Raw genomic sequence first — 510 nt, 5'->3', positions numbered from 1 at the left:
GGGCCCCCGCGAGGCGCTCGCCCTCGGTGGTGAGACGCATCCGGCGTCCGGTACGGTCAAGCAGACTGACACCCAGATGGGTTTCGAGGTTGCGGATCTGCTGGCTTATTGCGGCGTGGCTGACGTTCAGTGCGCGGCCTGCGTCGGTGACGGACTTACGATCAGCGTAGGCGGAAAAGGCTCTAAGCGCCGAAAGTGGGGGCAGGGTAGACCAGTCCAATGTAACCTCGTCTTACATATAATTAAAATTACTGACTCGCGTGAACAAGTCGCTTGGTCAAAATGAGCGGTGATAAAACAGACCGCCGGAGTAGAGCAATGCTGGGAATATACGCGAGAACTTTCATGACCGCCAGTCGCTTGGACACTGGCAACGCACGATGGGCCGGAACTGCGGCCTCGGAGCGTGAAAGCTGGGCCCCGCGACATCAACCTTCGCCTTATGGGCGAGTGCGCCATCGCGGGTCGGCGTAAGCGGTACTTCCGCCGGCAGGGTCGGGAAAAGGTGGA

Annotated in this window: 1 protein-coding gene; it reads right to left on the bottom strand. The window is 59.8% G+C overall.

Annotation, left to right across the window (positions count from 1 at the left end; all coding sequences use genetic code 11):
- The coding region (locus tag HC022_RS28495) for a LysR family transcriptional regulator (RefSeq protein WP_167454590.1) at positions 1 to 220 on the bottom strand (220 nt) is incomplete at its 3' end.
- Between the last annotated feature and the right edge of the window lie 290 nt (positions 221 to 510).

Origin of the sequence: Salipiger sp. HF18 (assembly GCF_011806505.1) — a bacterium.
Classification (GTDB): Bacteria; Pseudomonadota; Alphaproteobacteria; order Rhodobacterales; family Rhodobacteraceae; genus Salipiger; species Salipiger thiooxidans.
Note: the sequence above shows the minus strand (reverse complement) of the source record. Positions and strands in the feature narration are given on the sequence as shown.